This window comes from Vibrio sp. 10N.222.49.C9 (assembly GCF_041474985.1).
In the GTDB taxonomy this organism is placed as follows: Bacteria; Pseudomonadota; Gammaproteobacteria; order Enterobacterales; family Vibrionaceae; genus Vibrio; species Vibrio crassostreae_C.
This window is the reverse complement of the sequence record NZ_JBFRVD010000416.1, coordinates 1-354: the sequence shown is the minus strand read 5'-3', so window position 1 is coordinate 354 and position 354 is coordinate 1. Positions and strand designations below refer to the sequence as shown.

At 43.8% G+C, this 354-nt stretch carries 1 protein-coding gene; it reads left to right on the top strand.

The window, feature by feature from the left end; all coding sequences use genetic code 11:
* The coding region (locus AB4585_RS23765) for a hypothetical protein (protein WP_372171225.1) at positions 1–322 on the top strand (322 nt) is incomplete at its 5' end.
* Positions 323–354 lie beyond the last annotated feature (32 nt).

Sequence of the window (354 nt, the reverse complement as noted above, 5' to 3'; positions counted from 1 at the left end):
CTTTATAGAATTGCAAATCAACACAAGCATTGAAAACCTCATCGATAGTGAAACGAAACTCAAAGACATCATGAGAAAACAACGGATCGAAGATAACATCAAGGCAGAACTACAACTGGCACAGTTCGCTTACCACAAGAACACTCTTGATTCTGGCATTCAATACATACAACGCGGCCTCATCCAAGCGATAGGCTTTGGTCTCTGCAGCTCTGGATCTTTACCTGAAGCAACCAAAACCGAACTGCATCCCAACACTGTATTTATCACCGATAGTAGCATTACTAACGAGCAAACCCCTGAAGCTAGCACCATTCACTAAGACAACCTCTAGGGAAACACGCCGAACGTAGC